Genomic DNA, 21,382 nt, shown 5'->3' on the forward strand with positions numbered 1-21,382 from the left:
TTTCCCGGGGAAAACGATTAGACTCCTAGTTATGCGCGCTCTTGTGATCGGAAGCGGCGTGGGAGGGCTTTCCGCCGCCATCCGCCTGGCGGCCATGGGCCTCGAGGTCCTGGTCCTGGAGAAGCTGGAGGGCCCAGGAGGCCGGGCCCGGGTTCACCGGGCGGAGGGTTTCACCTTCGACATGGGGCCCACGGTGATCACCGTACCCCCTTTCCTGGAGGACCTCTTCGCCACCCGCCCGGGAGACCCCAGGCTCTACCCCGACTTCCCAAAGGAAGAGGGCCTTACCCACACCGCCCGCTACGTGAAGCTGGTCCCCCTGGACCCCTTCTACCGCATCCACTTCCCCGACGGCACCTACTTTGACTACAACAACGATCGCGAGCACCTCCTCTCCGAGATCGGACGCCTGGCCCCCGAGGACCTGGAGGGCTACCTCCGCTTTGAACGGGACGCCAGGGCCATCTTCCATAGGGGCTTTTTGGAACTGGGCTTCACCCATTTCGGAAGCCTCCGGGACCTCCTCCGGGTAGCCCCGGACCTCATCCGTCTGGATGCGGTCCGCCCCCTCTTCTCCTTCGTGAGGAAATACTTTAAAAACCCCAAGATGCAGCGGGTCTTCTCCTTTGAGAGCCTCCTGGTGGGGGGCAACCCCCTTTCCGTGCCCGCCATCTACGCCATGATCCACTTCGTGGAGCGGAACTGGGGGGTGCACTTCGCCCTGGGGGGCACCGGGGCCTTGGTGGGGGGCCTGGTGCGGAAGCTGGAAGAGCTGGGAGGAAGGATCCGCTACCAGGCGCCCGTGCGCCGGATCCTCACGCAAAACCGCCGGGTGAAGGGCGTGGTCCTGGAGAACGGGGAAAAGCTGGAAGCAGACCTGGTGGTCTCCAACGCCGACTACATCCACACCTACGCTGAGCTTCTCGCCCCTGAAGACCGCCGCTGGCACGGGGACTGGCGGCTAAAGCGCACCCGGCTTTCCATGAGCCTCTTCGTGGCCTACTTCGGCTTTAGGGCCCAAGGGGATGAGGGAACGAGGCTTCGCCACCACAACGTGCTCCTCTCCGAACGTTACGAAGGGCTTCTAAAGGACATCTTTCAGCGCAAGGTCCTCCCTGAGGACTTCGCCCACTACCTCCACCTCCCCACCCTCACCGACCCCAGCCTGGCCCCCGAAGGCCACCACGCCGCCTACACCCTGGTGCCTGTGCCCCACAACGGAAGCGGCCTGGACTGGGAAAAGCTTGGGCCCCAATATCTGGAAAAGGCCCTGGCCTACCTGGATGAGGCCGGCTATCTCCCTGGCCTCAGGAACCGCCTGGTCTACACCCACTTCATCACCCCCGACTACTTCCAGTGGACCCTCAATAGCCACCTGGGCAACGCCTTCGGCCCCGAGCCCGTGCTTTGGCAGACGGCCAGCCTCCGCCCCCACAACCGCTCCGAGGACGTGCGGGGGCTTTACCTGGTGGGGCAAAGCTACCAACCCGGAGCGGGGCTTCCCAGCGTGATGATGTCCGCCAAGATGACGGCCCGGCTCATCGCCCACGACCTGGGGCTGGAGAGGGCCCCCAAGGCCCTGCTGGAGGCCACCCCTTGAACACGGCGGAAAGGAAACGGAAGCACCTCGAGGCCTGCCTGGAAGGAGAGGTGGCCTACCAAAGGGTCACCACCGGCCTGGAAGGCTACCGCCTCCGCTACCACCCTTTGGCGGGCCTAAGCCTTGGAGAGGTGGACCTCACCACCCCCTTTCTGGGCAAGGAGCTAAAGGCCCCCTTCCTCATCGGGGCCATGACCGGGGGAGAGGCCCTAGGGGAAGGCATCAACCTGGCCCTGGCGGAGGCCGCCGAGGCCTTGGGGGTGGGGATGATGCTGGGCTCTGGCAGGGTGGTGCTGGAACGCCCCGAGGCCCTGAGGAGCTTCAGGGTGCGCCGGGTGGCGCCCAAGGCCCTCCTCATCGCCAACCTGGGCCTAGCCCAGCTCAGGCGGTACGGGCGGGAGGACCTGATCCGGCTGGTGGAGCTCCTTCAGGCGGATGCCCTGGCCTTCCACGTGAACCCCCTTCAGGAAGCCGTGCAGAAGGGGGATACCGACTTCCGCGGGCTCCTTGGCCTTCTGGAAGGGCTCCTTCCCCTTCCCTTTCCCGTCTTGGTGAAGGAGGTGGGGCATGGCCTGGGCCGTGAGGCCGCCATGGCCCTAAAGGGGCTTCCCCTGGCCGCCCTGGATGTGGCCGGGGCTGGGGGGACCAGCTGGGCCCGGGTGGAGGAATGGGTGCGCTTTGGGGAGGTGCGCCACCCCGAGCTATGCGAGATAGGCATCCCCACCGCCCAAGCCATCCAGGAGGTGCGGGAGATCCTCCCCCAGATCCCCCTCATCGCCTCCGGGGGGGTGTACACGGGAACGGATGCGGTGAAGACCTTGGCCCTGGGAGCCGACCTGGTGGCGGTGGCCAGGCCCCTCCTTAGACCGGCCCTGGAGGGACCTGGGGCCGTGCAGGCTTTCCTGGAGGATTACCTTCAGGAGATGCGCACCGCCCTCTTCGCCATCGGGGCCAAGGGCCCAAAGGAAGCCCGGGGACGCATTGAGCCTAGGAGCTCCTCAGGTCCATGAGGGCTTTCGGGTAGGGCTCAAAAAGGGCCTGGGCCTCCAGGTAATCCTCCCCAAAGCGCAAGGCCCAGGAACGGAGGAGGGCCAAGGGGGCCTCGAGGGGTACCCGCTCCTCGCGAAAGTCCGCCAAGAGGTCCAGGAAATGGGCCTTCTCCTTGGGGGAAAGGGCCTTTTTGAAGTACCCAAAGGCATGGAGCAGGGCGTCGGCCATGGCCGGAAGGCGGAAGGGAAGGCGGGTAGCCCGCAGGAAGCCTTCCTCGTAGGCCTGGCGCACTTGGGCAAAGGGTTTTCCCTTGGCCTCTGCCAAAAGCCTCCCCAGGCTCCGGGTCTCGGCCTGGTGGTGGGCATGGAGCAGGAGCTTATACCGGGCATGGAACGCCCTAAGGCCTCCCAGGTCCCGTACCCCCCTAAGCCGGGCCAAAGCGAAAATCCTGGCCAGAAAGTGGGACCGGATCCGGGCACTGGTTAGCCGCCCCTCGTCCTCCTTGGGCAGGAGGGGAAAGGCCTCCTCCACCCTCCGGGCGAAAAGTCCCGGCCCCCTGGCCACCGCCCCACCCCGGTCCGCATAGGCATACACCTTGGCGTCCTTAAGGGCACAGGAAGGGGAGCGGTTCTTGAGGATGAACCCCTCCACCTGGCCCAGGGAGGCGAGAAACCCCTGGCTGAAGACCCCCATCCTCTCGGTGAGGTCCTCCCCCGTGAGGGGTTGGACCATGCGTACCCCTTCTCCCATCCGCACCAGGCGCACCGTGGGCCTCGGCACCCCCAGGCCGATCTCCACCTCCGGGCACACGGGAATGAAGTCCACATGCTCCCGCAAGGCGGCCACAATCCGATCCGGTATCAGCTCCCCCGAATAGCGCACGGCGGCAAACCCCAAACAGGCGCTCACCACCACCCTGGGCCTTGGCCAACGAGGCTCCATGGACCCATTCTCCCACGGCTTCCCCGGGTAATACCCTCTCCTCTTTCGTTCTCTAAGCCGCAACGAGATGATGCCTACCGGAGGCCCTTTCCGGGGCCCCCACCCTGGCGCAAGCCAGGGTGGGGTGGTATAAAACGTAGCCCTGGCCCTGGGGAAATCCTCGGGGGCAAGGAGCCCAAAAAGGAGGCCCCCGCCCCCCAAGGGGGCGGGGATAGGCGAGCGTTAGGACTTAGTCAAACTTGTTTTGCTGCAGGAGGCTTGCCGTTTGCTGCACCGAGGGGATAGCCCCCGCCACCTTGCGCAAGGCCGCCCGGGTGCCCTTGTACCAGGGGATGGTGGTCTTGGGGTCGGTGTAGCCGGAGACCAAGGAGTTGGAGGTGCCCCGCCAGTGGTACATGACCAGGAAGATCAGGCCGGGCGTCACGGCATCCGTCACATAGACCATGAAGGTGCCGTTACCCTCCTCGTTGTAGACCTCCACCAGGTCCCCGGACTGCAGGCCAAGCCGCTTGGCGTCCTCGGGGTTGACCTCCACGTAGGGCAGGGGCAGGGCCACCGCCTTTTCCGGCAAGTGGCGGTCGTGGTAGGCGGTCTGCCAGATGGTCTGGGCCCGCCCCGTGGTGACCCAGAAGGGGTACTGCTTGGCCTTTTCCCCTTCCAGGTACTTGGCCACCTCAGCGGGGTAGCCCTCCCAGTCGTCGGTGCCGTACCACTTGAACTTGCCGTCGGAGGTGCCGAACTTGTGGGTGTAGCGGCGCACCGTACCCACCAGCTTCCCGGTCTTGGGGTCGCGGCGGACGGGGGTTTGGATGCCCTGCTGGCCCACCTCCTTCAGGAACTCGTAGGTGACCCCCTTGTAGTTCTCCGGCTCCAGCTTGGCCTCGTCCTCCTCGCTCACCCGGTTGTCGCCAAACTCCTCGGCCCCGGCCAGGAAAACATCCTCGTCCGTCTTCCAGTTCTTGCCGAACTCAAACTTGGCCGCCTCCTGGGCCTTGCCCTCAGCCCGGTAGAGCTCGGCGATGCGGAGCCCCACCCACTTGAAGATCTCCCAGTCGGGCTTGGCCTCGCCGGGCGGGTCCATGAACTTCTCGTAGAGGCGGAGCAGGCGGCTATTGCAGTTGATGGAGGTGTCGTTGGCCTCGCCCCAAGCCGCCCCAGGGAGAATCAGGTGGGCGTTGCGGGCGGTTTCCGTCATGTAGATGTCCTGGACCACCATGAAGAGGGCATCGGGATCGGAGTAGAGCACATCCAGGATCTTCTGCACCCGCTCCTGGATGGTGCCCGGCTCCCCACCCTGGCCCAAGGCCTTGGTGAGCTTCTCCGTGCGTTCGTGGATGCGCTTGCGGAACACCTGGGCGTTGGGGGTGGAGAGGTAGGGGTCGGTGGCGATCACCCAGTAGAACTTGCCCTTGCCGTCCGTGAGGAACTTGTCCACGTTGACAGGGGGGCCACCCCGGTAGATGGAGCCCGGGGTGGGCGCCGGAGGCCGCACGTAGCCCTCCTGGTGCCCGCCTTGGCGGCCGCAACCCGTGCCCGGGCGGCCAATGTTGTGGGTGAGGACCGCCAGCTGCACGATGGCCGCCACCTGGTCGTAGTTCTTCATGTTCCAGATGATGCCCTTCTCGTAGATGGTGAGGGTGCGGCGCTTGAACTTGCCCGCCTTGGGCTTGGCGATCCAGTCGGCGGCCTTCTCGATCTGGGCCCGGGGCACCCCGGTGATCCGCTCCACCTGGGCCATGAACTCGGCGTAGGGCACCTGGAGCTTGAGGCTCTTTTGCTTGTACTCCTCAAAGAGGCCCATGTCGGTGCGGGCCTGGAGGTAGGCCATATCGTAGTAGCCCCGCTCCCAGACCACCCGAGCGATGGCGTTGGCCAGGACGTAGTCGGTACCCAGGTTGGGCCGAAGGAGGAGCACCCGGTCCTTGGCCACGGACTCGGCGATGGTGTAAGAGGAAATTTTCCTGGGATCGATGACGATCAGGTAGCCGGGCTCAGCGGGCTCACCGCGGTCAAAAACCTGCTCCTTCTCCGCCACCGTGTTCCCCTGGATGTTGGGGAGCATGTGCTCGGCGTAGAAGACCGTACCGGTTTCGTACGTGTTGGCCCCCCAGAGGACGATGGTGTCCGCCAGCCGCGCGTCCTCGTAGGTGTAGTTGAGCTCGTGCACCCCCCGCTCGCGGCTACCCCAGACCTCGGAGTTGTACGCAGGGCGGTTGTGGATGGCGATGTGCTTCACGGAAAGGGCGGTAAAGAAGAGCTTACCCGCCCCGTAGTTGTCCTCAAACCCCTGGCCCGAGCCCCCGTGGTCGTAGGCCTTCACCGCGATGTTGTCGTCGTTGCCGTCCCGGTCGCGGATGCCCTTGATCACCCCGGCCACCAGGGTAAGGGCATCCTGCCAGGTGATGGCCTGGAACTGGTCGCCCACACGGAGGAGGGGATACTCAAGACGGTCTTGGGTACCCCGGTCCAGGCTCCATACCGTGAGGGCGTTGGTACCGCCACGGATGGAGTAGTTGCCCCGGTTGATGGGGCTATCCTTGGCGGGCACGATCACCACGTGGTACTGACGGCCATCCTTGCCCACGGTGACGGCATGCATGGTCTCCGTGTAGCTCTGGCCGGCCAAGGGCGGCTGGGCCTGGGAAAGATCCAGGCCGAAGGCGTTCTGGTTGGGCTTCAAGCCGCCCTGCTCGCCCACGGGCCAAACGTACACCTTGTAGCCGCACCCCACGTTGCAGTACTGGCACACCGTGTTGTGCACCCGGGCGTTCTTGGGGGGGATGGGAAGCTGGTCCCTTCTAGGAATAAGCGCCATACTCTACACCTCCTAAACGTTTTTCACACGGCCCCAGATGAGGCCGGCCACGGCCACCGCATAGATATCGCCCTTGCCGTCTATACGCAGAGGAATCTGGGGAAGCCAGGAGCTGGCCAGACCCTGATAGGTCTGCCCGGCCTTGGCGGGGTCAAACATGGAGTAGTGGCACCGGCAGAGGAACCTATCCCCCTCGTACTGGACAGGGCAGCCCATATGGGTGCAAAGGGCCGAGAAGGCCACGATGTCCCGCCCCGAACCCACGCCACCGATGGCCGGCTTGCCCAGCTTGACCAAGATGGCGGGCGCCGAGGCATCGGGGTAGTTGAAGGTGATGGGCTGGCCCGTCTTGACCTGGGATACATTGGCCACCTTAACCGCCGGATAGGTGAGGCTGGGAGCGTACCCCAGTTGCGCCTTGCCCCCTGCGGTAAAGAGGGCGGTGGCCGCCGCTGTAAGCTTTACAAACCGCCTACGGGAAAGGGTTTGTGTCATACCTACACCTCCTTGGGTGCGATTGAAGGCTATCAAATCCCAGGGACATTTGTCAATCCCATTCGCAAACCTTTACAAATACCCCTCTAGGGTATCAAGGCATCAGAGCCATCCCCAAGGGCTTTTTCTACCCATAAGGATATGACCCTGGTATTCATAAACCTGCGACCCTTTACCGCGTCAAAGAAGCCCGTTTGCTAAACTGGAAACCATGAAGCATGACCTGGTGCAAGGCCGCCTCGAGGCCCTGGCCCACCCCGCCCGGATCACCATCGTCCGGCTGCTGGCGGAGTTGCCCGACGAGCATACGGCCTTTGACCCCCGGTGTGGCAGCGCCTATGGGGTCTGCTTCTGCCACTTAAAGGAGAAGACGGGTCTATCCGGCCCCACCGTAAGCCATCACCTGCGGATCCTCCGCGAAGCGGGGCTGGTGGAAGGGGTGCGGGTGGGACGCTGGACCTACTTCCGTCTGAAGCCCGGGGCCTTAGAAGCCCTGGCCCACGAGCTCCTCCGACTGGCCCGTCAGGCGGAAGGGGCTTTCGCCAAGGCGGTTTAGACGGCCTCGGAAAAGGCCTTCGGGGATGGGCTCGGTGAGCCTGGCCATCACCGGAAACGCCAGGCACCTCTTGCCCCTTCTCCCTCGCCTTTGCCACCATGGGGGCATGGCGGAAATCCGGGTGGGCACCGCCAGCTGGACGGATGAAACCCTCCTGGCCTCGGGCTGGTACCCTCCTGAGGTGCGCCATCACCCGGAAAAACGCCTCCGCTACTACGCCCGCCACTTTGACACCGTGGAGGTGGACAGCACCTTCTACGCCCTTCCCCGGCGGGAGGTGGTGGAGAAATGGGCGGAGAGGACCCCGGCGGGCTTCCTCTTCCACGTGAAGGCCTTTTCTGCCTTCACGGGGCACGGCCTCGAGGCCAGCGCCCTCCCCAAGGACCTCCGCTCCCTCCTCCCTAGGCAGGAAGGCCACCTGGCCCAGCGGGAGATCCCCAAAGAGGTGCTAGAGGAAACCTGGAACCGGTTCTTTTCGGCCATCGCTCCCTTAAGGGAGGCGGGAAAGCTGGGGTACCTGCACTTTGGCCTCCCTCCCTGGACCGAACCCAAGCCCCGAAGCTTCCAGTACCTGGAACACCTGGCGGAAAGGACCCAAGGCTACCGGGTAGCGGTGGAGTTTCGCAACCCCAGGTGGTACGTGGCCTGGGGATTCGTGCGGCGGGAACTTGAGCGGCTTGGCCTCATCCACGTGAGCGTGGACGCGCCACCCCTCCCCGAGGCCCCCCCTCGAGTCCTGGAGCCCACCCATCCCGTGGCGGTGCTCCGATGCCACGGAAGAAATGCAGATTCCTGGAAAGGCCCCCACCAGAAACCCTACGAACGCTTCAACTGGCGTTACTCGGAAGAGGAGCTACAGGACCTCGCCCAGGCCACCCGCACCCTGGCGGAGAAGGCGGATACGGTCTTCGTCATCTTCAACAACAACTACGGCACCCAGGGGGTGGAGGCCGCCATGGGGCTTAAGGGTCTTTTGGGCCTGGGTCCACCCCCCTGGGCCGAGCAGCTCCTTTAATGGGCATTCGTGCTACCTTGAGGAGAATGGGACGCCCTCCCCTGTCCGAGGCCCAGGAGGACTACCTGAAGCAGCTTTTCCTCCTGGAGGCAAAGCGGCAAGGCCCGGTGCCCACCCAAGCGCTGGCCGAGCGCCTGGGGGTTAAACCTCCCTCGGTGACGGAGATGCTGAAGAAGCTCACCGCCTTGGGCCTGGTGGAGCACGCCCCCTACCAGGGGGCCCGGCTCACCGAGGCCGGGCGGCGGGTTGCCCTGGAGGTCCTAAGGCACCACCGGCTCCTCGAGGCCTACCTGCACCAGGCCCTGGGCTACGGGTGGGAGGAGGTCCACCAGGAGGCGGAAAGGCTGGAGCACGTGATCAGCGAGGCCTTTGAGGAAAGGATCGCCGAGCTTTTGGGCCACCCCCCCTTTGACCCGCACGGGGACCCCATCCCCACCAAGGACCTGGCCCTGCCGGAAGCCCCCGCCCTCCCCCTCTCGCAGGCCCCTTTGGGAGAGGCCCGGGTGGTGCGGGCCCTGGCCCAGGACCGGGGTACCCTAAACCTCCTGGCCAGGCTGGGCCTGGTTCCTGGAAAGGTCCTTAGGGTGGTGGAGAGGGGAGACGGGGTGGGCATCGAGGTGGCAGGGGAAGTATTCCGACTCCCCCAGGAGCTGGCCCAGGCGGTCGGGGTAGTGGCCCTTCAGGAAAGGGCTCCATAGACCAGGGTGCGGAAAGCAAGGCCAAGCCTTTGCCCAAGCTGGGAGTGAAGGGTCTTCTCCGGCTCCAGCACGGAAAGGAGATTGGGGGCTTGGGTAAACAGCAAGGCGCTCAGTTCCAGGGCAGGATCCACCAGGAAGTGGGTGCCGGCAAACCCCCACCAGTAGAAGTCCCCGGGGCTCCCTGGAGCCAGACCCCCATGGCCCAAACGCACCGCCACCCCCAGGCCGAAGCCGTAACCGGGCCCAGGTGTGTACTCGAGGCCCCGCCGCAACCCAGCCTCGTACAGGGGGCCCAGGTGGTCCTGGGTCATGAGGCGGCAGAGGCGGGGATGCAAAAGCCCCCGGCCCGTGCGCAGGGCCTCCAGGAACCGCAGGTAGTCCAAGGCCGTGCTCACGCCACCCAAGCCCCCCGCATACCGGGGCGGCTCCGCCTCCACGGGGATGAGGCGGATGGACCGGCCCGTCTCCGGATCCTTGGGGAAGGGCTCCGCCAGGCGGCTCGGGTCTTGGGCCCAGAAGCCCGAGTCCCGCATACCCAAAGGGGCAAAAACCCGCTCCCATAGAAGCTCCCCCAAGGATTTCCCCGAAAGAACCTCCAAGAGATGCCCCAGCACATCGGTGGAAAGCCCGTACTCAAAGGCTTCCCCAGGCTGGAAGCGGAGAGGCAAAGCGGCAAGCCGCTCCAAGAAGGCCTCCCGGGAGAGGTCAAACCGGTCCACCCCTGCCTCCAGGTAGAGCCGCTTCACGGGGGAGCGGAAAAAGACCCCATAGGTGAAGCCTGCGGTGTGGCGAAGGAGATCGTAGACGGTGAGGGGCCGCCTCAGGGGCTCGAGGACCACCTCCTCCCCCACTTCCCGTCCCACCTTTACCCCAGCAAAGGCGGGCAGGTACCTCTCCACAGGGTCCAGAAGGGAAAGGCCGCCCTCCTCCACAAAGGTGAGGGCCAAGGCGGAAACCCAGGGCTTGGTCATGGAGTAGATACGGAAAAGGGCGTCCTCCCGCATGGGCAGGCCCTTCACCGGGTCCACGTAACCCCCCACCCCGCGGTAGACCACCTCTCCCCCCCGGGCCACCAGGGCCACATACCCGGGAAGAAGGCCCTCAGCCACCTGCTTTTTCAAAAAAGCATTCAGCCGGGAAAAATCCATGGTTCCCCCTTGGGGACCTAGTCCGTATACCCTCAGGCGGGAGCAGCCCCCACCGTCCTGCCCCCGTCCACAAAGAGCACCTGGCCGGTGATGAAGCTGGACTCATCCGAAACCAGGAAAAGGGCAGCGTAGGCCACCTCCAAAGGCTTCCCCGAGCGGCCCAAGGGGGTGGCGGCGATGGCCTTCTCCCGCACCTTCTCCGGCACCTTGGCGGTCATGCGGGTTTCAATGAAGCCAGGGGCCAGGGCGTTGACCCGGATGCCGTACCGCCCAAGCTCCAAGGCCAGGGTGCGGGTAAGCCCCACCACCCCCGCCTTGGAAGCCGCATAGTTGGCCTGCCCCAGGTTGCCCAGGTACACCCGGGAACTGGTGAGCACAATGGAACCGGGATTGCGCTCCCGCATGGCCTCGGAAGCCGCCTTGGCCACCAGGAAGCTTCCCGTGAGGTTCACCCTTAGCACCGCCTCCCAGTCCTCCAGGGGCATCTTCCAGTGGAAGTTGTCCCGGGTGATGCCCGCATAGTGGACCACCCCATCCAGGCGGCCCAGGGCCTCGAGGGCCTCCTGGAATCCTCTCGCCACCGAGTTGGGGTCAGCCACATCCATGGGTATGGCCAAAGCCCCCGTGGCCTCCGCCGCTTCCCTTAGCGGTTCCTCCTCCAGATCGCAGGCCACCAGCTTGGCCCCCTCCCGGGCAAAGAGCTCCAGGGTGGCCCGGCCGATCCCATGGGCCGCCCCGGTGATCAGCACCACCTTGTCCTTGAGCCGCATCCCCCACCTCCTCTACGCAGCGACCGAACGGTCGGTAAGTCCACCCTACCCCGCGGCCAGGCTCCCCGTCAAGGGCCACCGGGGAGGCTTTCCCCTTTATGGACCCAAGCAGATCCCGGCCTAGAGCCGCCAGGCGTAGTACGGGGTTTCCACAAAGGCGGGCGGGCCTCCCAGGTACACCCTGAGCCCGGGAAGGATCAGGGTTTCCCCCTCCCACTCAAAGGCCAAGGGGTCCACCGGCAAGGGATAGTGGAGAACCCCTTCCCGGGGCAGGCCAAGCCGCAGGCGCTCGGGCTGGGAAAGCCGGCCCACCAGAAGGTAACGGGCCCTCTTGGGTCCAGACTCCGTGTAGAAGGCCACCTCCTCGCCAAGGTCCAAGAGGAAAGCCCGGCCGCGGATGTAGAGCCTGGCCCTATCCGTCCAGGTAGACATGGGGCCTCCCCCCAAGGTGGGCCACCCGCACTCGGGGGCCGTAGAGGTTTTGCAGGAGGGTTTCCGTGAGAACCGCTTCCGGGCTTCCCTCCGCCCAAAGCCTTCCCCCCTTGAGCACCGCCACCCGGTCGGCCAGGGCCGCCTGGTTGGGGTCGTGGAGAACGGAAAGGATCCCCATTCCCTTGACGGCTAAGCTCCGCAAGAGGGCAAGAAGCCCCCCCTGGTACTCCAGGTCCAGAAACGTGGTGGGCTCGTCCAAGAGGAGGTAGCGGGGCCTGGCCGCCAGGGCCCGGGCCAGAAGAACCCGCTGGCGCTCCCCCCCGGAAAGGCTGCCCAAATACCGGCCCCGGAAACGGGAGGCCCCCGTAACCTCCAAGGCCCACTCCACCGCTTCCCCATCCTCCCGTCCCTCCCGCCCCCAAAGGCCTAAGTGGGGAAGCCTTCCCAGGCGCACCACCTCCTCCACCAAAAGCCCCTCCGGGTAGGGACCTCCCTGGGGCAGGTAGGCAAGGAGCTGGCCCCGGGCATAGCTACCGTAGGCCCCAAGGGGCCTACCCTCCAGCAACACCTTCCCCGACCTGGGCCGAAGAAGCCCCGCCATAACCCTTAAAAGGGAGCTTTTTCCTGATCCGTTGGGACCCAAAAGGGCTAACCACTCCCCCGGCCTCAGGACCAGGTCCACCCCCAAGAGGGCATAGGGGCCCACGACGCCCTTAGCCTCAAGCCCTTCCACGCCGCCTCCACATGAGGTAAAGGAAAAAGGGCCCGCCTAGGAGGGTGGTGACCACCCCTACAGGAAGTTCCGCCGGACGGGTAAGGGTGCGGGCCAGAAGGTCCGCCAGGGTGAGGAGGGCTGCTCCCCCGAGGGCGGAGGCGGGTAGAAGCAGACGGTAGTCCTCACCCAAAAGGCGCCGGAGGAGGTGGGGGGTAACCAGGCCCACAAAGCCGATGATCCCCGCCTGGGCCACGGCAGCGGCCACCAGGAGGCTTGCGGCCAGGAGGAGGAGAAGCTTCAGGCCCTCGAGGGGCAGGCCAAGGCTCTTCGCCACCTCCTCCCCGAGTTGCAAAGCGTTCAGTACCCGGCCCAGAAGCATAAGGGGTGGAAGGGCTACGAGGAAGAAGAGGAGGAGGGCCTTCACCGAAGGCCAGCCCATGAAGGCCAGGTTGCCCAGGGTATAGGCAAAGACCGCCCGCACCCGGTCGGCATCCTGGAGCATCAGATAGGTGGTGGCCCCCGTCAGGACGCTTCCCACCACCACCCCCGCCAGAACCAGCTCCCCCGTCCGGGCCGCCCCCCCCGCCAGGACCAGGGTGAGCAAGGTGGCGGAAAGGGCCCCGAGGAACCCGAAGAGGGTGGCGGAAAGGGGGAGGCTTTGGAAGATGGCGTGCTGGGCAAAGGCGGGGGCCAGGCCCCCCAGCAAGCTGGCCAGAAGGGTCACGGCGAAGGCTGCCCCCGCCGCCGATCCCATGAGGTAGGGGTCGGCCAAGGGATTGCGGAATAACCCTTGGAAGCTGGCCCCCGCCACCGCTAAGGCTGCCCCCACCAGCATCCCCCCGAGAACCCTGGGAAGCCGCATCTCGGTAACGATGGGATTCTCCTTGAGGCCCAAAAGGGCTTGGAGTACCTCGCCTGGCGGAAGGTTTACCGCCCCCAGGGCCACCCCTAGCACCAGGGCCAGAAGAAGAAGGGAAAGCAACCAGAGGAAGACCAGGCTCCGCCTAAGGGCCAGGGGAAGGGTCTGGGTCATGGCCTAACGCCCGTGAAAACAATCCACCAGAAGCCTAAGCCCCTGGGCCACCCGGGGACCTGGACGGGAAAGGAGGCTATCCTGGCCCCCGGTAAACACGCAGATGCGCCCCGTCTGCACCGCCCTAACCCGGCTCCACCCAGGCCTGGCCCGGATGGTCTCCAGGGCGCCCGGGTAGGTGGCCACGATCACCTCGGGGTTTTTCTCCACCACGAACTCCGGGGCGATCTTGGGGAAGAGGCCCAGCTCCTTGGGGATAACGTTCACTCCCCGGGCCTTCCCGATAAGGACCCCGATAAAGCTTTCCGGGCCAACCGTGTAGGGGGTGGGATCGATCTCGTAGTAGACCGTAGGCCGGCTCTTGGCCTTGGCGGCACGGGACTCCTCCCCGTACACCTCCCGCTGGATCTGGGCCACCAGGCGCTCCGCTTGGGCCTCGAGGCCGAGGAGCTTCCCCAGGGTACGGGTGGTGCGGAAGATGTCCTCGTAGGTTTCGGTGCGCACCGCATACACCGTCAGGCCTGCCCGCTCTAAGGTTTCGTACAAACGCCCGTACTTGAAGACCAAAACCAAATCCGGTTTTAGGGAAACGATGAACTCCGGGTTGGGGTTGTAAAGCCCCCCCGCCTTGGGTAGGGCCTTCACCCTCTCAGGCCAGTCGGAGTAGTCGTCGGTGGCCACGATGCGGTCGCAAGCCCCCAAGGCGCACACGGTTTCCGTCACTGAAGGCAACATGGTAACGATCCGCTTCGGCGGCGCCTTAACGGTGACCGTGCGCCCCAGGTCATCGGTGAGGGTAAGGGGAAAGGCAAAGGCCAGAGCCAAAAGGACCGATAGAACCGCCAGTATTCTCCTCATGCCTACCTCCCTAAGGCCGCTAGGGCCAGGCCCGGGGGAGGTAGGGAAAACCCCTGCCAGGAGGCAGGGGCGCAAATGGCTTTGCAAACCCCATTGCTCCCCCATCCGCGTGAGGTGCCCGCCTAGGGGTCTAGCGGGCGGCCCTGGCAGGTATTCGGGCTTCCGGCCTACGTAGACGGGCACGAAGGAGGGCCGGTTACCGTTGCGGGACAGCGCCGGACTTGCACCGGACTTCCCCACTTTAAGCCTGGACTACGCGCCCAGGCACCAGGGCAACGGACCTGGCTTTGAGGCCCTAGCGGGCCTTAAAAAGAGGCTACTCCCTTGGGGGGTAAAGGGCAAGGGGTAAACTCCCCCCATGCGCGCCTGGGTGCAAGAACGCCTGCGTGGTCCACTGGTCCTTAAAGAGCTTCCTGACCCCACACCGAGCCCGGGAGAAGTGGTGTTGGAGGTGGAGGCGGTGGGCCTGAACTTCGCCGACCACCTCATGCGCCTTGGTGGGTACCTCACCCGCGTCCACCCACCCTTCGTGCCCGGTATGGAGGCCGTAGGTCGGGTGGCAGGCCAGCGCTTCGCCGCTTTAATGGGGCATGGGGCTCTAGCGGAGCGGATAGCTGTGCCCAGGGAGGCCCTTCTCCCCGTGCCAGAGGGGCTTTCCCCTGAGGAAGTCGCCGCTTACCCGGTTTCTTTCCTCACCGCCTACTTAGCCCTGCGGCAAGCGGGGGCCAAGCCCGGGGAAAAGGTCCTGGTGCAGGCAGCGGCAGGGGCCTTGGGAACCGCGGCCGTGCAGGTGGCCAAGGCCATGGGCTTGCGGGTGCTGGCCTCCGCCTCGAGGCCCGAGAAGCTGGCCCTCCCCCAAACCCTAGGCGCCGAGGCCACCGCCACCTATGGGGAGCTTCCGGAAAAGGCCAAGGCCTTCGGCGGGGTGGACATCCTTCTGGAGGTGCGCGGCAGCCTTCTGGAGGAAAGCCTGGCCCTTCTGAACCCAGGAGGAAGGCTGGTCTACATCGGGGCCGCGGAGGGGGAGGCCGCTTCCCTGAATCCCCTGCGCCTTATGCGCCGAAACCTTACGGTCACGGGCTTTTGGCTGGCTCCCCTCCTCAGGCAAAAGGCCTTGATGCAGGAAGCCTTGGGGTTTCTCCTGCCCCGGTTGGGCCGTGAGCTCAAGCCGGTGGTGGGGGCCGTTTTCCCTTTCCTAGAGGCTGAGGCCGCCTTCCAGGCCCTCATAGACCGGGGGCATACCGGAAAGATCGTGGTTCGCTTCTAACCCAAGCCCAGGAGGTGCCGCACCGCAGCCAGGTCAAAAAGCGCGTGGCCCACGCTCTTAAACAGCACGGGATCCCCGTCTGCTCGCTTGCCCAAAAGGGCTTCCCTTAAGGTGACCACGGGTTTAGAAAGGCCCTGAAGTTCCCCCGCCTCCACAAGGGCGTCCTCCGTGTCGCAGTAGACGGCGGCCCTTTCCACCAGGGCCCGGGGAACCTCCTGCATCTCCGGGCGGAAACTGCCAACGGCGGCGATGAAGGCGCCCTCCGGTACCCTTTCCGGTAGCACCGGGGCGGGACTGGGTGTAGCGGTAACGATGAAGGCTACCTCCTCAGGCACCTTCTCCCCCAGCCATTCCTCAGCGGGAAGGCCCATTTCTCGGGCCTTCTGCATAAAGGCCTTTAGCCTTTCCCGGCTTCTTCCCCGCACAAAGACCCTGGTGAGGCGAAGGCCTTCGGCGAAGGCCTCGAGGTGGGCTTCCCCCTGCGCTCCAGGCCCCACCACAAGAAGCGCCCCCTCTTGCCTCGGCGCAAGGAGCCTAGCCGCCAAAAGGGAGAGGGCGGCGGTGCGCCCTTTCGTGATCTCCTCCCCCGGCAGGTGGAAGACCTCCCCGGTATCCAGCCTCTTGGCCCAGACCTCCGCCTGCACCGAAGGCCGGCGCTGAGGCCCATCCCCTTCCCTTCGGGAAGCCTCCACCGTAACCAGCTTGCAAAGGGCCACCTCCTGGTCGGCGGCGGGCATCACCAGAAACTGCCTCTGGGGAAGGGTTAGAACCTGGCGCCTGGGGGCCACCCCTCCCCGGAGGAGCACCTTCCTTAGGGCCTCGGAAAGAGCCAGGTATCCCATGCCTTTAGAATGCCCCACATGCAGGCTCTCCTCAACACCGTGCTCCCCGTGGCCTTGGTGGTCTTGGCCGGTTACCTGTTGGGCAAGCGTATCCCCATGGACCTCACCACCCTAAGCCGGCTTACCCTGTACCTCCTGGTGCCGGCCCTCATCTTTGACGCCATGTATCGGGCAGAATACTCCCGGGAAGGCCTCTTGGGCCTCACCCTGGGCTTCACCCTCACCTACCTCCTTCTCTTCCTGGTTATCTGGAGTATAAGCAGACTTCTTCGCCTCTCCCCCGAGGCCTCCAAGGGGCTTGGTGTGTGCGGCCTCTTCCCCAACTCCGGCAACATGGGGCTCTCCCTGGTGTACTTCGCCCTGGGAGAAGAGGGCTTGAGGCGGGCGGTAATCTACTTCATCCTGTCCAGCGTGATGATGTTTGGACTTGGACCCGCCTTCATCCGGGGAGGGGGGTTTAAGGAAGGGTTTTCCTTCACCCTGCGCCTTCCTCTTTTCTACGCCCTCTTTCTGGGCCTACTGCTGAAAGCATTGGGAATAAGTCTTCCCTTCCGCCTGGACGAGGGTGTGCGCCTTATGGGCCAGGCAGCCATCCCCGTCCTACTCCTGACCCTGGGGATGCAGATGGGCCAAACCCGCTTCCAGGTGGGGGCCTTTGAGGGGGCGGCCAGCTTCTTAAGGCTTATCCTGGCACCCCTTCTGGCCTACGGGGTGGGGCTTTTCCTGGGGCTTCCTAGGCTTGAGCACCAGGTTCTGGTCCTGCAGTCCGCCACCCCAGTGGCGGTGAACGCCTTTCTCCTCACCCGGGAGTTCGGCAGCGAGGCCAACCGGGTGGCGAGGAGCGTGGTGGTTTCCACCTTTCTAGCCTTCCTAACGATTCCCCTTTTCCTCCTCCTCATCGGGATCCGGTAGGCTGGGGGTTCCCAGGTCCAGCTGGAAGAGCACCCCGCCTTCCCAAAGCCCCACCAGGCGGTGGTACCCCTCCCCTAAGGGAAAGGCAACCCCATAAAGGCCCGGCACCTCCAGGAAAAGAACCTTCTCCTGGAGCAAAGCCTCCTCCCGGAACCACTTAAGGTGAAGGTAGCCTGGCCGGGGAAGGCGCTCTACGCGAAGGGCCACGTGGGCCTCGCCCGCACCTTTCTCCAGACGGGCCACCAAAAAGGGTCGCTCCGGAGAAAGCGGCCTTCCGGGGTCCAGGGGCAAAAAGGTATAGCGGCACCCCCCAAGGAGGAGAAGAACCCCCAGGAGCCACCCTAGCCTCATCTCCCCTCCCCCGCCGTGCAAAGGGCGAGGAGAGCGATGGCCGCGGTTTCCGCCCGCAGGATCCTGCGGCCCAGGGAAACCGGAGTAAAGCCCCTTTCCTGAAGAAGCTCCACCTCCTCCTCAGCAAACCCCCCTTCCGGCCCCACGGCCAAGGCCAGAGGCTTAAGCGGATCCAACACCTCCCGCACCAGGCTCCTCGCCCCCAGATGGGCCACCAAACCCTGCTCCACGGCAGGGAGGGCCTTTAGGGGCATGGGGGGAAGCACCTCGGGCACCCGTAGCCTGCCCGACTGCTTGGCCGCCTCCACCGCCACCGCCTGAAGCCGCCTTAGCTTTCCTTCCCCCATCTCCTTGGGCACGCTGTGGCGAGTGATGAGGGGTTGGATGCGGGTGGCCCCGAGCTCGGTGGCCGAACGCACCACCTCGGAAAGCTTGTCTCCCTTTAGAAGGGCCGGATACAAGGCCACCTCCACCCCCACCTCCCGCTCGGGGCGCCACTCTTCCAGGATGCGGTAGCGCACCGGGGGGCCCAACTCCACCACCTCCGCCAAGGCCTCCCGTTCGGCATCAAAGACGGTGAACCGGTCCCCCACCTGGGCCCTGAGGACCTCGAGGAGGTGCCGGCTCTCCCTAAAGGAGAGCACCCCGGTAAGGCCTGGGCTATAGGCGCGGTGCGGGCGCATGGCTCACGTCCTGTAGGCCAGCAACACCCATTCCCCTTCCCCCTCCTCCCCCAGGAAGGAGAAGCCCTCCTTGGCCATGGCCTCCTTTACCCAGGAGGCTTTTTCCGCCAGGATCCCCGTGAGGAGAAGCCTTCCCCCAGGGGCCATGGCCTGGCGGTACCGGGGGGCCAGCTCCTGGTGAAGCTCTGCAAAGAGGTTGGCCACCACAAGGTCAAAGGGGCCATGGGAAAGGGCTTCCTCCAGGCTTCCCCAGAAGAAACGTACCCTAACCCCATTCCTTCTGGCGTTCTCCTCCGCCTGGGGGAGGACGGCTTCGTCAATGTCCACCCCCAAGGCCTCCCCGCCCAGCTTGGCGGCGGCGATGGCCAGGATGCCCGAGCCCGTACCCAAATCCAGCACCTTCTCCCCAGGGCACAAATGGCGGGCCAAGGCGGAAAGGGCCAGCCGGGTGGTTTCGTGATGCCCGGTGCCAAAGGCCATTCCCGGCTCTATCACCAAGGGTACCCCCTCGCCTTCCCAGGTATGCCAGGGGGCTAAAACCCAAAAGGGCCCCGCCCTTACCGGCCTAAGGTCCCTGCGCCAGGCAGCAAGCCAATCCTCGTCGGGGAGCTCCTCCCACACCCCCCCAAAGGGAAGGTCCACGGGAGCGGGGAAATAGGCCCATACCTCCCCCTCCCGCTCCTCGAGGCCCCGGGCCCCCCGATGGAAGAGTTCCGGGACCAGGGGGTCCAGCTCTGCCGCCGTGCCCTTGAGGCGGTAAACCCACACCCCGCTATTCTACCCGGTAACGGCAACAGTTCCCCCCCTCCGCCAGCCTCTCCTCCCGCATCAGGGGCAGGCCCAGTAACTCCTGGTAGGCGAGAAGTTCACTTTGGCAAAGGGCCTCGTGCTCCCGGGAAAGGGCCAGCTTGGGGCAACGCTTCTGGCAGAGGAAAAGCTTCCCCCCTTCCTCCACCACCTCCGCCTCGTAGCCCTGCTCCCGAAGGAACTGGGCCAGGCGGGTAAGCCGCTCCCGCAAGGGCAGGGCCTCCAGGTTCAGGGGGGCAAACAGGCTCCGGTTCCTTTCCAAGAGAAGGCGCACCACCCCCTCCCGGCCCAGAACCCTTTCCACCCCTTTAAGCACATCCCCGCACAGGGCGGCGTAGGGGGCCTCCCGGTCCTGGGCCATGTAAAGGCGGTAGGGCCGGCCCCGGCCCAGGCACTTCCTCACCTCCGAGCGCACCAGGCCCCGGGCCTCGAGGTCCTGGAGGTGCTTCAGGACCGCCACCCGGCTCACCCCTAAGGCCTTGGCCAGCTCCTTAGCGGTATAGGGCCTGAGCCTGAGGAGGTCCAGAACCCGTTCCTTGGTGCCTTCCAGGACTGGGACCATGTCAGGCCATGGGCAAGGCGATAAAGGCCTGCACGCTTAAGGCGGCAGCCAGCTCCCGGGCTGCCCTCCTAAAGGCTTCTGCCTCGGGGCCTTCGGGGCTTTCCACCAGGATGGGCCTTCCCCGATCCCCGCTTTCCCGCAAGGGTAGGGTGAGGGGAATCTCCCCTAGGAAACGGGCCTTGAGCTTCTCCGCAAGCCGCCTACCTCCGCCTTCCCCAAAGATGGGGGTGGGCTTGCCGCAATGGGGGCAGAGGAAGTGGCTCATGTTCTCCACCACTCCCAAAACGGGCACCTGCACCTTCTTGAACATGTCCGCGGCCCTTTCCGCATCTATAAGGGCCACCTCCTGCGGGGTGGTTACGATCACCCCGCCGGAAACTTGGGTGAGCTGGGCCAGGCTGAGCTGCACATCCCCGGTACCCGGGGGCAGGTCCACCACCAGGTAGTCCAGCTCCCCCCAGTTCACCTCCTCTAGGAACTGCTTGATGGTGCCATGGAGGATGGGCCCCCGCCAGATCATGGCCTGGCCGGGGGGAACGATGTTGGCGATGGAGAGGACCTTAAGGCCATAGGCCTCCAGGGGCAGAATCTTGCGATTCTGGTCCACCTTTAGCCTTTGTCCCTCCAGGCCAAACATCTTGGCCTGGCTGGGCCCGTAAAGATCGGCGTCCAAGAGGCCCACCCTAGCCCCTTCCGACAACAGGGCTAGGGCCAGGTTAGCGGCCACGGTGCTCTTCCCCACCCCACCCTTGCCTGAGCCCACCGCCACCACGTGCTTCACCCCGGGGATGGGGTACTGCTCGGGGGCCTTCACCCCTCCCCCGAAGCGCACCCGCACCTCCTCCACCCCCAAGGGCGCAAGGGCCCTGCGGATATCCGCCTCTATCTGGCCCTTTAAGGGACAGGCAGGGGTGGTAAGGTGGATGAGAAGGTCCACCCGGCTTCCCTCTAGCCGGATTTCTCCCACCATGCCCAGGGAAACCAGGTCCTTACCCAGCTCGGGGTCCATCACCGTGCGCAGGGCCTCGAGGAGCCGCTCTTCGGTAAGCGCCATACCGGGCTCAGGGTATACCCGGAGATGGTTTTGGGCAAGGGGTGGACTCACAGTTTTCATCCAAGCCACCTGGAAGCCTGGGCTAAAATGAAAAGAGCATGCATCCCGCCTGGCAAAAGCAACCCTTCTTTGAACTCCACCTGGCTTGGCTGGTCCAAGGACCCAAGGGCTTTGACCTCCTCTTCAAAGTGAATCCTTATAGCCTTTTCAAGACCCGCCAGGAGGCCCTGGAGGCGGCCAAGGTCCTTCTAGAAAGGGAAAGATTGGACCAAGACCCCAAGGTGGGCAAGCACAGGGCCCCCGTCCTCCTTTCCCCGGAGGACCGTACCCGCTTCCTGGTCCTCCTGGAAAGCGGCAAGGCCCTTCTGCCCCTGGATCGCTACGCCCTCTTGGGGGAGATCGCCTTGGTGGAGGAGCGCCTCCTCCACCGGGCCCCTTTTGGAGACCAGAGCAACGTGCTCCACAGCCTGGAGGGGCTTCCCATACGCCTTCTCCACACGCCCCTCAACGACCCCGAGGCGGAGTCCAGGGAACTATCCCAAGGGATTCTCCGGATGCAGCCGGAGGGCATAAGGGTAGGGGAAACCTTCCTGGCCATCCCCCCGGAAACCCTCATAGAAGGCCTAGCCTATGAGGAGGCCTTCTTTGACCTGGGGGAAGGCCACTACTACCTTTACGCCCTTTCGGGCTCCACCCCCTCGTAGGGGGCCTTTTGGTCCAGGACGGCTTCCGGGCAAGGTAGGATGTAGGCCAAGAGGTTAGGGGCCTTCCTGGCCCCGGCCATGGCGTGGGGGGAACCCCCAACCAGGCGGCCAAGGGCATGGGTGCCTGGGCGGC

At 65.1% G+C, this 21,382-nt stretch carries 23 protein-coding genes and 1 riboswitch; of the genes, 8 read left to right on the plus strand and 15 right to left on the minus strand.

Annotated elements, in window-relative coordinates:
* Positions 1 to 31 precede the first annotated feature (31 nt).
* Positions 32 to 1,600, plus strand: a complete 1,569-nt coding sequence (crtI, locus tag DK874_RS07060) for a phytoene desaturase family protein (RefSeq protein ID WP_114313323.1) — start codon at positions 32 to 34, stop codon at positions 1,598 to 1,600.
* On the plus strand, positions 1,597 to 2,610 hold the full coding sequence (fni, locus tag DK874_RS07065) for a type 2 isopentenyl-diphosphate Delta-isomerase (protein ID WP_114313324.1): 1,014 nt from the start codon (positions 1,597 to 1,599) through the stop codon (positions 2,608 to 2,610). The genes crtI and fni overlap by 4 nt, the downstream gene beginning before the upstream one ends.
* Here fni and DK874_RS07070 read toward each other — a convergent pair.
* The 3 genes from DK874_RS07070 to DK874_RS07080 form a co-directional block, all read right to left on the minus strand.
* The gene (locus tag DK874_RS07070; RefSeq protein ID WP_114313325.1) at positions 2,588 to 3,532 is read right to left on the minus strand and encodes a YbgA family protein; all 945 of its coding nucleotides are present in this window, start codon (positions 3,530 to 3,532) and stop codon (positions 2,588 to 2,590) included. The genes fni and DK874_RS07070 overlap by 23 nt on opposite strands.
* Positions 3,533 to 3,761: 229 nt before the next feature.
* On the minus strand, positions 3,762 to 6,347 hold the full coding sequence (locus tag DK874_RS07075) for an arsenate reductase (azurin) large subunit (protein ID WP_114313326.1): 2,586 nt from the start codon (positions 6,345 to 6,347) through the stop codon (positions 3,762 to 3,764).
* A 12-nt stretch (positions 6,348 to 6,359) separates the two neighbouring features.
* Positions 6,360 to 6,842, minus strand: coding sequence for an arsenate reductase (azurin) small subunit (locus tag DK874_RS07080; RefSeq protein ID WP_114313327.1), 483 nt, complete (start codon positions 6,840 to 6,842; stop codon positions 6,360 to 6,362).
* 211 nt (positions 6,843 to 7,053) lie between these two features.
* Here DK874_RS07080 and DK874_RS07085 point away from each other — a divergent pair, with 211 nt between their 5' ends.
* From DK874_RS07085 to mntR, 3 genes are all read left to right on the plus strand, one after another.
* Positions 7,054 to 7,398: an ArsR/SmtB family transcription factor gene (locus DK874_RS07085; protein WP_114313328.1), complete on the plus strand. Its 345-nt coding sequence runs from the start codon at positions 7,054 to 7,056 to the stop codon at positions 7,396 to 7,398.
* Positions 7,399 to 7,504: 106 nt separating this feature from the next.
* Positions 7,505 to 8,413 (plus strand): DUF72 domain-containing protein, encoded by a 909-nt coding sequence (locus DK874_RS07090; protein ID WP_114313454.1) that lies wholly within the window; start codon positions 7,505 to 7,507, stop codon positions 8,411 to 8,413.
* 26 nt (positions 8,414 to 8,439) lie between these two features.
* Positions 8,440 to 9,111, plus strand: coding sequence for a manganese-dependent transcriptional regulator MntR (gene mntR / locus DK874_RS07095; RefSeq protein ID WP_114313329.1), 672 nt, complete (start codon positions 8,440 to 8,442; stop codon positions 9,109 to 9,111).
* Here the strand turns inward: mntR and DK874_RS07100 are convergent.
* The 6 genes from DK874_RS07100 to DK874_RS07125 all read right to left on the minus strand — a co-directional run bounded on the left by DK874_RS07100 (position 9,093) and on the right by DK874_RS07125 (position 14,067).
* A complete protein-coding gene (locus DK874_RS07100) occupies positions 9,093 to 10,259 on the minus strand; it encodes a serine hydrolase domain-containing protein (RefSeq protein WP_114313330.1) in 1,167 nt (388 codons plus the stop codon). The genes mntR and DK874_RS07100 overlap by 19 nt on opposite strands.
* A 32-nt stretch (positions 10,260 to 10,291) precedes the next feature.
* Positions 10,292 to 11,029 carry an SDR family oxidoreductase gene (locus tag DK874_RS07105; RefSeq protein WP_114313331.1) on the minus strand — a complete coding sequence of 246 codons (738 nt, stop codon included), beginning with the start codon at positions 11,027 to 11,029 and terminating at the stop codon, positions 10,292 to 10,294.
* Between the two features lie 120 nt (positions 11,030 to 11,149).
* Complete coding sequence (locus tag DK874_RS07110; RefSeq protein WP_114313332.1) at positions 11,150 to 11,461, minus strand: hypothetical protein; 312 nt, start codon at positions 11,459 to 11,461, stop codon at positions 11,150 to 11,152.
* Positions 11,442 to 12,194, minus strand: coding sequence for an ABC transporter ATP-binding protein (locus DK874_RS07115; protein ID WP_114313333.1), 753 nt, complete (start codon positions 12,192 to 12,194; stop codon positions 11,442 to 11,444). Before DK874_RS07115 ends, DK874_RS07110 begins: the two co-directional genes overlap by 20 nt.
* Entirely contained in the window at positions 12,181 to 13,209 is a 1,029-nt protein-coding gene (locus DK874_RS07120) for a FecCD family ABC transporter permease (RefSeq protein WP_114313334.1), read from the minus strand. The genes DK874_RS07115 and DK874_RS07120 overlap by 14 nt, the downstream gene beginning before the upstream one ends.
* Before the next feature lie 3 nt (positions 13,210 to 13,212).
* A complete protein-coding gene (locus DK874_RS07125; protein ID WP_114313455.1) occupies positions 13,213 to 14,067 on the minus strand; it encodes an ABC transporter substrate-binding protein in 855 nt (284 codons plus the stop codon).
* A 128-nt stretch (positions 14,068 to 14,195) separates the two neighbouring features.
* A riboswitch (cobalamin riboswitch) is annotated at positions 14,196 to 14,354 on the minus strand.
* 71 nt (positions 14,355 to 14,425) lie between these two features.
* Between DK874_RS07125 and DK874_RS07130 the strand changes: the two genes are divergently transcribed.
* Positions 14,426 to 15,334 (plus strand): zinc-binding dehydrogenase, encoded by a 909-nt coding sequence (locus DK874_RS07130; protein WP_114313335.1) that lies wholly within the window; start codon positions 14,426 to 14,428, stop codon positions 15,332 to 15,334.
* On the opposite strand, the gene DK874_RS07135 is transcribed toward DK874_RS07130, so the two are convergent.
* Positions 15,331 to 16,176: a Rossmann-fold NAD(P)-binding domain-containing protein gene (locus DK874_RS07135; protein WP_114313336.1), complete on the minus strand. Its 846-nt coding sequence runs from the start codon at positions 16,174 to 16,176 to the stop codon at positions 15,331 to 15,333. The genes DK874_RS07130 and DK874_RS07135 overlap by 4 nt on opposite strands.
* Positions 16,177 to 16,185: 9 nt before the next feature.
* On the opposite strand from DK874_RS07135, the gene DK874_RS07140 reads away from it, so the two are divergent.
* Positions 16,186 to 17,088, plus strand: a complete 903-nt coding sequence (locus DK874_RS07140) for an AEC family transporter (RefSeq protein ID WP_114313337.1) — start codon at positions 16,186 to 16,188, stop codon at positions 17,086 to 17,088.
* Here the strand turns inward: DK874_RS07140 and DK874_RS07145 are convergent.
* The 5 genes from DK874_RS07145 to DK874_RS07165 are packed head-to-tail and all read right to left on the minus strand — an operon-like array spanning position 17,047 to position 20,545.
* A complete protein-coding gene (locus DK874_RS07145) occupies positions 17,047 to 17,439 on the minus strand; it encodes a hypothetical protein (protein ID WP_114313338.1) in 393 nt (130 codons plus the stop codon). The two genes, DK874_RS07140 and DK874_RS07145, sit on opposite strands and share 42 nt — an antisense overlap.
* Positions 17,436 to 18,122 carry a 16S rRNA (uracil(1498)-N(3))-methyltransferase gene (locus DK874_RS07150; RefSeq protein WP_114313339.1) on the minus strand — a complete coding sequence of 229 codons (687 nt, stop codon included), beginning with the start codon at positions 18,120 to 18,122 and terminating at the stop codon, positions 17,436 to 17,438. The genes DK874_RS07145 and DK874_RS07150 overlap by 4 nt, the downstream gene beginning before the upstream one ends.
* Before the next feature lie 3 nt (positions 18,123 to 18,125).
* Positions 18,126 to 18,890: a 50S ribosomal protein L11 methyltransferase gene (locus DK874_RS07155; protein ID WP_114313340.1), complete on the minus strand. Its 765-nt coding sequence runs from the start codon at positions 18,888 to 18,890 to the stop codon at positions 18,126 to 18,128.
* A 4-nt stretch (positions 18,891 to 18,894) separates the two neighbouring features.
* Positions 18,895 to 19,491, minus strand: coding sequence for a helix-turn-helix transcriptional regulator (locus DK874_RS07160; RefSeq protein WP_114313341.1), 597 nt, complete (start codon positions 19,489 to 19,491; stop codon positions 18,895 to 18,897).
* Between the two features lies 1 nt (position 19,492).
* The gene (locus tag DK874_RS07165; RefSeq protein WP_114313456.1) at positions 19,493 to 20,545 is read right to left on the minus strand and encodes an Mrp/NBP35 family ATP-binding protein; all 1,053 of its coding nucleotides are present in this window, start codon (positions 20,543 to 20,545) and stop codon (positions 19,493 to 19,495) included.
* 98 nt (positions 20,546 to 20,643) lie between these two features.
* Here DK874_RS07165 and DK874_RS07170 point away from each other — a divergent pair, with 98 nt between their 5' ends.
* The gene (locus tag DK874_RS07170; RefSeq protein ID WP_114313342.1) at positions 20,644 to 21,249 is read left to right on the plus strand and encodes a hypothetical protein; all 606 of its coding nucleotides are present in this window, start codon (positions 20,644 to 20,646) and stop codon (positions 21,247 to 21,249) included.
* Positions 21,250 to 21,382: the final 133 nt, after the last annotated feature.

Origin of the sequence: Thermus caldifontis, from assembly GCF_003336745.1 — a bacterium.
GTDB lineage: Bacteria > Deinococcota > Deinococci > Deinococcales > Thermaceae > Thermus > Thermus caldifontis.

Coding starts and splice junctions, on each gene's coding strand:
- crtI (WP_114313323.1), top strand. CDS start 32: ATGCGCGCTCTTGTGATCGGAAGCGGCGTGGGAGGGCTTTCCGCCGCC.
- DK874_RS07070 (WP_114313325.1), bottom strand. CDS start 3,532: ATGGAGCCTCGTTGGCCAAGGCCCAGGGTGGTGGTGAGCGCCTGTTTG.
- DK874_RS07075 (WP_114313326.1), bottom strand. CDS start 6,347: ATGGCGCTTATTCCTAGAAGGGACCAGCTTCCCATCCCCCCCAAGAAC.
- DK874_RS07080 (WP_114313327.1), bottom strand. CDS start 6,842: ATGACACAAACCCTTTCCCGTAGGCGGTTTGTAAAGCTTACAGCGGCG.
- DK874_RS07085 (WP_114313328.1), top strand. CDS start 7,054: ATGAAGCATGACCTGGTGCAAGGCCGCCTCGAGGCCCTGGCCCACCCC.
- DK874_RS07090 (WP_114313454.1), top strand. CDS start 7,505: ATGGCGGAAATCCGGGTGGGCACCGCCAGCTGGACGGATGAAACCCTC.
- mntR (WP_114313329.1), top strand. CDS start 8,440: ATGGGACGCCCTCCCCTGTCCGAGGCCCAGGAGGACTACCTGAAGCAG.
- DK874_RS07100 (WP_114313330.1), bottom strand. CDS start 10,259: ATGGATTTTTCCCGGCTGAATGCTTTTTTGAAAAAGCAGGTGGCTGAG.
- DK874_RS07105 (WP_114313331.1), bottom strand. CDS start 11,029: ATGCGGCTCAAGGACAAGGTGGTGCTGATCACCGGGGCGGCCCATGGG.
- DK874_RS07110 (WP_114313332.1), bottom strand. CDS start 11,461: ATGTCTACCTGGACGGATAGGGCCAGGCTCTACATCCGCGGCCGGGCT.
- DK874_RS07120 (WP_114313334.1), bottom strand. CDS start 13,209: ATGACCCAGACCCTTCCCCTGGCCCTTAGGCGGAGCCTGGTCTTCCTC.
- DK874_RS07125 (WP_114313455.1), bottom strand. CDS start 14,067: ATGAGGAGAATACTGGCGGTTCTATCGGTCCTTTTGGCTCTGGCCTTT.
- DK874_RS07130 (WP_114313335.1), top strand. CDS start 14,426: ATGCGCGCCTGGGTGCAAGAACGCCTGCGTGGTCCACTGGTCCTTAAA.
- DK874_RS07135 (WP_114313336.1), bottom strand. CDS start 16,176: ATGGGATACCTGGCTCTTTCCGAGGCCCTAAGGAAGGTGCTCCTCCGG.
- DK874_RS07140 (WP_114313337.1), top strand. CDS start 16,186: ATGCCCCACATGCAGGCTCTCCTCAACACCGTGCTCCCCGTGGCCTTG.
- DK874_RS07145 (WP_114313338.1), bottom strand. CDS start 17,439: ATGAGGCTAGGGTGGCTCCTGGGGGTTCTTCTCCTCCTTGGGGGGTGC.
- DK874_RS07150 (WP_114313339.1), bottom strand. CDS start 18,122: ATGCGCCCGCACCGCGCCTATAGCCCAGGCCTTACCGGGGTGCTCTCC.
- DK874_RS07160 (WP_114313341.1), bottom strand. CDS start 19,491: ATGGTCCCAGTCCTGGAAGGCACCAAGGAACGGGTTCTGGACCTCCTC.
- DK874_RS07165 (WP_114313456.1), bottom strand. CDS start 20,545: ATGGCGCTTACCGAAGAGCGGCTCCTCGAGGCCCTGCGCACGGTGATG.
- DK874_RS07170 (WP_114313342.1), top strand. CDS start 20,644: ATGCATCCCGCCTGGCAAAAGCAACCCTTCTTTGAACTCCACCTGGCT.